Consider the following 9,497-nt stretch of genomic DNA (forward strand, 5'->3'; position numbering starts at 1 on the left):
GCGGTTGTCCGCTCAGAGGCCGAATTCCGCATCTATCAGGGAGAGCACCTCATCCACCGATGCGGCTTGCAGTTCGAGGTCCGCCTCGACAGTGGCAGCCGCACCCGGGGCCGGGACACCCCTGACCGCCACCCCTGCACCCCTGAACTCGCGCCACTTGGCCAGCAGGGTCTCCAGCCTGACGGTGACCCGGCGGCCGTCCTCGTCGTCCAGCCCGGCGTCCGTGAGCGCCGCCTCCAGCGCGTCCAGCCCGGCGAACACGTCCGGTTCCCCGGCGGTGTCCTCCACCGGGGCCAGCCGGCCCGCCAGCAGGGCGGCCAGCGCCACCGGGTCCGGGTGGTCGAAGAGCAGCGTGGCGGGCAGCGGGAGGCCGGTGGCGCCGCCCAGGCGGTTGCGCAGCTCGACCGCCGTCAGCGAGTCGAACCCCAGCTCCAGGAACCCCTTCCGGGGCTCCACCGCCTCCGGCCCGCGGTGCCCGAGCACCTCCGCGGTGAGCCGGCGGACCAGCTCCAGCAGGACGCGTTCGCGCTCCGCCGCGGAGACGCCGGCCAGCCTGGCCGCCAACGCGTTCCCGTCCTCGGCCGCGGCGGCCGGGCCGTCCCGGTCCGGGGCCAGCGCCCGGACGGCCGGGAGCTCGGCGAGCAGCCGGCTGGGCCTGGCCGCGACGAACCCCGGCGCGAACCGGGACCAGTCCACGTCCACCACGGCGACCGCGGTGTCGCCCTGGGCCAGCGCGGCGTCCAGGGCGGCCAGCCCCGACTCCGGCGCCAGCGGGGTCACCCCGGTGCGCCGGGCGCGCTCCAGCACCTCGCCCCCGGCGGCCATGCCGCCCTCGTCCCACGGCCCCCAGGCCACCGAGGTGGCGGGCAGGCCGAGGGCCGCGCGCCGCTCGGCCAGGGCGTCCAGGTAGGCGTTGGCGGCGGCGTAGTTGGCCTGCCCGGGGGCGCCGAGCGTGCCGCTGAAGGAGGAGAACAGCACGAAGGCCGCCGGCTCCAGGTCCAGGGTCAGCTCGTGCAGGTGGCGGGCCGAGGCGGCCTTGGCCCGCAGGACGGTCGCCAGCCGCTCCGGGGTCAGCGCGTCGATCACGCCGTCGTCGAGCACCCCGGCGGCGTGCACCACCGCGGTGAGCGGGTGCTCGGCCGGGATGTCCGCGAGGAGCGCGGCGAGCCGGTCGCGGTCGGCGGCGTCGCAGGCGGTGACGGTCACGGTGGCGCCGAGGGCGCGGAGTTCGGCGGTCAGGTCGGCCGCGCCCGGGGCCCCGGGCCCGCTGCGGCTGGTGAGCAGCAGGTGGCGGACGCCGTGCTCGGCGACCAGGTGGCGGGCCAGCCGGGCGCCGAGCGCGCCGGTGCCGCCGGTGATCAGCACCGTGCCCTCCGGGTCCCAGCCGGGCGCGTCGCCGCGCCGGGCCGACGGCGCGGGCAGCAGCCGCCGCCCGTACAGGCCGTCGGGCCGCACCGCGACCTGGTCCTCGCCGGACCCGCCCGTCAGCAGCGCGGCCAGCCGGTCCCCGGCCGGGCCGTCGAACTCCTCCGGCAGGTCCACCAGGCCGCCCCAGCGGTCGGGGTGCTCCAGCGCGGCGGCCCGTCCCAGGCCCCACAGCGCGGCCTGCGCCGGGCTCGCGACCTGCCCGCCGACCGTCACGCCGGCCCGGGTCGCGCACCAGAGCGGGGCGTCCGGGGCGAGGTCGCCGAGGGCCTGGAGCAGCGCCACGGCGCCGGAGGTGACGGTGTGCTCGTCGGCGCCGTCCGCGAGGGCCAGCAGCGAGAGCACCCCGGTCGGGGCCGTGCCGTCCAGGGCCTGCCGGAGCGGGCCCGCCAGGGTGCTCCGGTCGAGGCCGTCCGGGCCGACCGTCACCCGCAGCAGGTCCGCGCCGTGCCGTTCCAGCGCCGCCAGGGCGCCCTCGACGGCCGCCGGGGCGCCCCCGGCGGGCAGCACGGCCAGCCAGGTGCCCATCGGGCGGTCGGCCCGCGGCAGGACGGCCGCCGGCTCCGGGAGCCGCTGCCAGCCCGCCCGGTAGCGCCAGGAGTCGAGCCGGGAGCCGTCCCGCTTGCGGTGGCGCCAGGAGGACAGCGCGGGCAGGACCTCGCCCAGCGAGCGCTGCTCCTCCTCGGCCAGCCGGAGGCTCGCGCCGAGCGCGGCCAGGTCCTGCTGCTCGACGGCCGCCCAGAAGGCGGTGTCCACCGGGTCGGCCGCCGGCGCGGGGCCGTCCAGCCAGAACCGCTCGCGCTGGAAGGCGTAGGTGGGCAGCTCCACACGACGGGACGCGGCGGCTCCGGCCGCGGCGAAGAAGGCCGGCCAGTCCACCTCCGCGCCGAGCGTGTGCAGCGCGCCGACCGCCCGGACCAGGGCCGCGGCCTCCGGCCGGTCCCGGCGCAGCGCGGGCAGCAGGGCGAAGCCGCCCTCGGGCGCCGCCACGGCCAGGCAGTCCTGGCCCATCGCGGTCAGCACGCCGTCCGGGCCCAGCTCCAGGTACCGGCTCACCCCGTCGGCGGCCAGCCGCCGGAACACGTCGTCGAAGCGGACGGCGGCACGGATCTGGCCGACCCAGTACTCCGCCGTGCACAGCTCCTCGGCGGCCACCGGGCGGCCGGTGCCGGAGACCACCGGGATCCGCGGCTCGTGGTATGTCAGCGCCGCCGCGACCTCGCGGAACTCCGCCAGCATCGGGTCCATCAGCGGGGAGTGGAAGGCGTGGCTGACCCGCAGCCGCCGGGTGCGGTGCCCGGCGTCGGCGAGCTGCCCGGCGATCCGCAGGACGGCCTCCTCCGGGCCCGCCAGCACGGTGGCGCGCGGGCCGTTGACGGCGGCCACGGCCACGGCCACCTCGCCGCCGAGCAGCGGCAGCACCTCGGCCTCGGCGGCCGCCACGGCCACCATCGCGCCGCCGGCGGGCAGTCGCTCCATCAGCCGGCCGCGGGCGGCGACCAGCGTGGCGGCGTCGGCCAGCGACAGCACCCCGGCCGCGTGCGCGGCGGCCAGCTCGCCGACGGAGTGCCCGGCCAGGAAGTCGGGCCGCACGCCCCAGGACTCGACCAGGCGGTAGAGGGCGACCTCGACGGCGAACAGCGCCGGCTGGGTCCAGCCCGTACGGTCCAGGAGTTCGCCGCCCTCGGCGATCACCTCGCGCAGCGGGCGCTCCAGGTGGCGGTCCAGCTCGGCGCAGACCTCGTCGAACGCCGCCGCGAACACGGGGTACGCCGCGTACAACTCGCTTCCCATGCCCACGCGTTGGGCGCCCTGGCCGGTGAAGAGGAAGGCCGTGCGGCCGGGGGAGACCGTGCCGCGCACCAGCTCGGGGGCCGCTTCGCCGGCCGCGAGCGCCTCCAGTCCGGCCCGCAGGCCGTCCGGGTCGGCGGCCACCAGGGCCGCGCGGTGGGCGAACTGCGTGCGGGAGACGGCGAGGGAGAGGCCGAGGTCGGCCGAGGCTGCCTCGGTGTCCAGGTGGTCGCGCAGGCGGCGGGCCTGGTCGCGCAGGGCCTGGTCGGTCTTGGCGGAGAGGAGGAAGGGGAGCGCGCCCGGGGCAGGAGCCTCCTCGGCGGGCACCTCGTCGGCGGGCTGCTCCTCGGGGGCGTGTTCGAGGATGACGTGGGCGTTGGTGCCGCTGACGCCGAAGGAGGAGACGCCGGCCCGGCGCGGGCGGCCGGTCTCCGGCCACTCCCGGGCCTCGGTGAGCAGCTCCACCGCGCCCGCCGACCAGTCCACCTGCGAGGACGGCGCGTCCACGTGCAGGGTGCGCGGGACGGTGCCCCGGCGCATCGCCTCGACCATCTTGATCACGCCGCCGACCCCGGCGGCGGCCTGGGTGTGGCCGATGTTGGACTTCAACGAGCCCAGCAGCAGCGGCCGTTCACGGTCCTGGCCGTAGGTGGCCAGCAGTGCCTGCGCCTCGATCGGGTCGCCCAGCCTCGTGCCCGTGCCGTGCGCCTCCACCACGTCGACCTCGGTGGCGGCCAGCCCGGCCCGGTCGAGGGCCTGGCGGATCACCCGCTCCTGGGAGGGGCCGTTGGGGGCCGTCAGCCCGTTGGAGGCGCCGTCCTGGTTGACGGCGCTGCCGCGCAGCACCGCCAGCACCGGGTGGCCGTTGCGCCGGGCGTCGGAGAGCCGCTCCAGCAGCAGCATGCCGACGCCCTCACCCCAGCCGGTGCCGTCCGCCGCCTCGGCGAACGCCTTGCAGCGCCCGTCCGGCGCCAGCCCGCGCTGGCGGCTGAACTCGATGAACGAACCCGGCGTCGACATCACCGCGACGCCGCCGGCCAGGGCCAGCGAGCACTCGCCGGAGCGCAGCGCCTGGCCCGCCAGGTGCAGGGCGACCAGCGAGGAGGAGCAGGCCGTGTCCACGGACACCGCCGGGCCCTCCAGGCCGAGGGTGTACGCGATCCGGCCGGAGGCGACGCTGGCCGAACTGCCGTTGCCCAGATAGCCCTCCACCTCCTCCGGGACGGTGCTGAAGCGGGCCGCGTAGTCGTGGTACGAGATGCCGGTGAAGACGCCCGTCCGGCTGCCCCGCGCCGACAGCGGGTCCACGCCCGCGTGCTCGAAGGCCTCCCAGGAGGTCTCCAGCAGCAGCCGCTGCTGCGGGTCCGTCGCCAGCGCCTCGCGCGGGTTGATCCCGAAGAACGCCGCGTCGAACCCGGCCGCGTCGTACAGGAAGCCGCCCTCGGAGGCGTAGCAGGTGCCGGGCTGCTCGGGGTCGTCGCTGAACAGCGCGGCGGTGTCCCAGCCGCGGTCCTGCGGGAAGCCGCCGACGGCGTCCCGGCCCTGGGCGACCAGCTGCCACAGCTCCTCGGGCGAGCCGACCCCGCCGGGGTAGCGGCAGCTCATCCCGATGATCGCGATCGGCTCCCCGGCGTCCACCGGGCCGGCGGTGGGGGCGGCCGCCGAGCCGTCCTCGCCGAGCAGCTCGCCGAGCAGCCGGGCGGCCACCGCCTCCGGGGTCGGGTGGTCGAACAGCAGGGTGCTCGGCAGCCGCACCCCGGTCGACCGGGCGAGCCGGTCGCGCAGCTCCACCGCCGTCAGCGAGTCGAAGCCCTGCTCCTGGAACGGGCGGACCACCTCGATCCCGTCGGCCGTGGGGTGGGCCAGGACCTCCGCCGCCAGGCCGCTCACCAGCTCCACCAGGGACCGGGAGCGCTCGGCGACCGGCAGGCCCGCGAGGGCGGAGCGCAGCGCCGAGGCGGCGTCGTCGGCGGGCGCGGGCCGCTCCTCGGCGCGCTCCAGCTCCCGCACCTCGGCCAGCGCGCCCAGCAGCGGGCTCGGCCGGACGGCGGTGAAACCGGGGTGGAAGCGCGACCAGTCGACCTCGGTGACGGTCACGGCCGTGTCGTCCAGGTCCAGCGCCTGCCGCAGGGCCGCGACCGCGAGGTCCGGCGCCAGCGCGCCGAGGCCCATCCGTCGCAGCGGCCCCTCCTGACCGGCCGACATGCCCTCCCCGGCCCACGGGCCCCAGGCCACCGAGGTGGCCGTCAGGCCGCGCGCCCGGCGTTGCTCGGCCAGCGCGTCCAGGAACGCGTTCGCCGCGCCGTACGCGGCCTGGCCGCCGCCGCCCCAGACCCCGGCGACGGAGGACATCAGCACGAAGGCGTCCAGCTCCTGCCCGTCCAGCAGCTCGTCCAGGTGCGCCGCTCCGGTCACCTTGGCGGCGCCGGACGCGGCCAGCGCGTCCGCGTCGAGCTCGCGCAGCGGCCCCATCGCCCCCGAGCCGGCCGCGTGCACCACGGCGCTCAGCGGGCCGAGCCCGTCCAGCAGCCCGGCCAGCGCCGCGCGGTCCGCGACGTCGCAGGCCGCCACCGTGACCCGGGCGCCCAGCGCGGACAGCTCGGCCTCCAGCGCGGCGGCCCCGGCGGCCGCACCGCCCCGACGGCCGGTCAGCACCACGTGCTCCGCGCCGTTCGCGGCCAGCCAGCGCCCGATCCGGGCCCCCAGCGCGCCGGTACCGCCGGTCACCAGCACGGTGCCGCGCGGCCGCCACTCGCGGCCCGCCGCGCCACCGGCCGCCCGGACCAGGCGGCGCGCGTACAGCCCGTCCGCCCGGACGGCGGCCTGGTCCTCGCCGGACCCGCCCGCCAGCACCGCGGCCAGCCGGTCGGCCGCCTTCCCGTCCACCGCCTCCGGCAGATCGACCAGGCCGCCCCAGCGCACCGGGCACTCCAGCGCGGCCACCCGGCCCAGGCCCCACAGCTGCGCCTGCGCGGGGCTGACCCGGTCGCCCGTCCCGACCGCCACCGCGCCCCGGGTCGCGCACCACAGCGGCGCGTCCAGCCCGGCCTCGTCCAGGGCGTTCAGCAGCAGCACGGTGTCGGGCAGCGCGGCCGGCACCCCGGGCCGCGCCTCCCGCTCGTCCAGGGCCAGCAGGGAGAGCACGCCGTCCGGCTGCCGCTCCCCGGCGGCGGCCAGCAACCGGGCGGCCAGCCCGGCACGGTCCTCGCCCTCGGCCGCCGCGACGGTCAGCACCCGCGCGCCGCGGGCCCGCAGCGCGGACAGCGCGCCGCCGGTGCCCTCCTCCGTCCAGCCGGCCGGCAGGACGGCCAGCCAGTCGCCGGAGAGCCCGGGCGGGGCGGCCGGGTCGGCGAGCCGCTGCCACTCGACCCGGTAGCGCCAGGAGTCCAGCAGCGAACGGTCCTGGCGCTCGCGCCGCCAGGAGGAGAGCGCGGGCAGCAGGTCGCCCAGCGAGCGCTGCTCCTCCTCGGCCAGCCGGAGGCTCGAACCGAGGGCGGCCAGGTCCTGCTGCTCGACGGCGGCCCAGAAGGAGGCGTCCGCCGGGTCGGCGGCGCCCGCGACGGGCGCGGCGTCCAGCCAGAAGCGGCGGCGCTGGAAGGCGTAGGTGGGCAGGTCGACCCGGCGCGCGCCGGAACCGGCGAAGAACGCCGCCCAGTCGGCCCGCACCCCGCGCCCGTGCAGCGCCGCCACGGCGGACACGGCGGTCCGCACCTCGGCCCGGTCGCGCCGCAGCACCGGCACGAAGGCCTCGTCGCCGTCGTCGCCGTGGTCCCGGCCCATGGCGGTGAGCACGGCGTCGGGGCCGAGCTCCAGGAAGGTGGTGACGCCCTTCGCCCGGAGCGTCTCCACGGCGTCGTGGAAGCGGACGGTGTGGCGGGCGTGGCGGATCCAGTAGTCGGGGTCGGTGAGTTGCTCGGTGGTGGCGGGTCGGCCGGTGAGGGTGGAGACGATTGGGATGGCCGGGGCGTGGTAGGTCAGCTTGGCGAGGACGTCGCGGAACTCCGCCAGCATCGGTTCCATGAGCGGGGAGTGGAAGGCGTGGCTCACCCGCAGCTCGCGGGCCTTGTCGAACTGTGCGGCGACGGCCCGGACTTCGGTGGCGTCACCGGCGATCACGACGGAGCGGGGGCCGTTGACGGCGGCGATCGAGACCCGCTCGGTGAGCAGGGGCAGGACCTCCTCCTCCGTGGCCCGGAGCGCCACCATGGCGCCGCCGGCGGGGAGGTGCTCCATCAGACGGGCACGGGCGGTGATGAGCCGGGCGGCGTCCGGGAGGGACAGCACGCCGGCCACGTGGAAGGCCGCGGCCTCGCCGATCGAGTGGCCGGCCAGGAAGTGCGGCCGGACGCCCCAGGATTCGACCAGGCGGTAGAGCGCCACCTCGACGGCGAACAGGGCGGGCTGGGTCCAGCCCGTACGGTCCAGGGGTTCGCCGCCCTCGGCGATCACCTCGCGCAGCGGGCGCTCCAGGTGGCGGTCCAGCTCGGCGCAGACCTCGTCGAACGCCGCCGCGAACGCCGGGAGCGCCGCGTACAACTCGCGTCCCATGCCGGTGCGTTGGGCGCCCTGGCCGGTGAACAGGAACGCGGTCTTGCCGGTCGTCGTCGCGGTGATCCCGTCGCCCTCGGCCACCGCGGCCAGTCCGGCGGCGAGTTCGGCGCGGTCCGTGGCGACCACGGCGGCCCGGTGGGCGAACCGCGCGCGGCCGGTGGCCAGCGAGTAGGCCAGGTCGGTGAGGTCCAGCCCGGGGTCCGCGTCCAGCCGGGCGCGCAGCCGGGCGGCCTGCTCCCGCAGCGCGGGGACGGTCTTCGCCGACAGCAGGTGCGGGGCGAGCGCGGGCGCCGTACCGGCCCGCGCCTCGGCCTCCGGGTCGGCCGGGGCCTCCGGCGCCTGCTCGACGATGACGTGGGCGTTGGTGCCGCTGACGCCGAAGGAGGAGACCCCGGCCCGGCGCGGGCGGCCGGTCTCCGGCCAGTCCCGGGCCTCGGTGACCAGCTCGACCGACCCGGCCGTCCAGTCCACCTCGGGCGTCGGCTCGTCCACGTGCAGGGTGCGCGGGACGGTGCCCCGGCGCATCGCCTCGACCATCTTGATGATGCCGCCGACCCCGGCGGCGGCCTGGGTGTGGCCGATGTTGGACTTCAACGAGCCCAGCAGCAGTGGCCGTTCGCGGTCCTGGCCGTAGGCGGCCAGCAGCGCCTGGGCCTCGATCGGGTCGCCGAGGGTGGTGCCGGTGCCGTGCGCCTCCACCACGTCCACCTCGCCGGCCGCCAGCCCGGCGCTCTCCAGCGCCTGCCGGATCACCCGCTGCTGGGCGGGACCGTTCGGCGCGGTCAGCCCGCTGCTCGCACCGTCCTGGTTGATGCCCGAGCCGCGGACCAGCGCCAGCACCGGGTGCCCGTTGCGCCGGGCGTCGGAGAGCCGCTCCAGCAGCAGCATGCCGACGCCCTCGCCCCAGGCCGTGCCGTCCGCGGCGGCGGCGAAGGACTTGCAGCGGCCGTCCGGCGCCAGCCCGCGCTGGCGGCTGAACTCCACGAACCCGGCCGGGGTCGAGAGCACCGTGACGCCGCCGGCCAGGGCCAGCGAGCACTCGCCCGAGCGCAGGGCCTGGCTCGCCAGGTGCAGGGCGACCAGCGAGGAGGAGCAGGCGGTGTCCACGGTGACGGCCGGGCCCTCCAGGCCCAGCGCGTACGCCACCCGGCCGGAGGCCACGCTGCCGGCGCTGCCGTTGCCCAGGTAGCCCTCCACCTCCTCGGGAACGGACTGGAAGCGGGCCGCGTAGTCGGCGGTGGCGATACCGGCGAACACCCCGACCCGGCTGCCGCGCACCGAGGTCGGCGCGATCCCGGCCCGCTCGAAGGCCTCCCAGGAGGTCTCCAGCAGCAGCCGCTGCTGCGGGTCCATGGCCAGCGCCTCGCGCGGGCTGATCCCGAAGAACGCCGGGTCGAACTCGTCGGCCCGGTGCAGGAAGCCGCCCTCGCGGACGTAGCTGGTGCCCGGCGTCCGCGGGTCGGGGTCGTACAGCGCCTCGACGTCCCAGCCCCGGTTGACCGGGAAGCCGGAGATCGCGTCCACACCCCCGTCGACCAGCTGCCAGAGCTCCTCGGGCGAGGTCACCTCGCCGGGGTAGCGGCAGGCCATGCCGACGATCGCGATCGGCTCGCGGCCGGCGTCCACCAGCTGCCGGTTCTCCCGGCGCAGCCGCTGGATCTCCTTGAGGGAATCCCGGAGTGCCGCGACGACTTCCTGGGGTGCTGCGTTCATCACAAATCTCCGTACAT

The 9,497-nt window shown here is 77.6% G+C and carries 1 protein-coding gene; it reads right to left on the reverse strand.

Features of this window, described 5'->3' with window-relative positions; translation table 11 throughout:
• Positions 1-12: 12 nt before the first annotated feature.
• Positions 13-9,483 (reverse strand): type I polyketide synthase, encoded by a 9,471-nt coding sequence (locus ACFVXH_RS23445; protein WP_387826844.1) that lies wholly within the window; start codon positions 9,481-9,483, stop codon positions 13-15.
• Positions 9,484-9,497 lie beyond the last annotated feature (14 nt).

It is taken from the genome of Kitasatospora sp. NPDC058184 (genome assembly GCF_042883725.1).
Taxonomy (GTDB): Bacteria; Actinomycetota; Actinomycetes; order Streptomycetales; family Streptomycetaceae; genus Kitasatospora.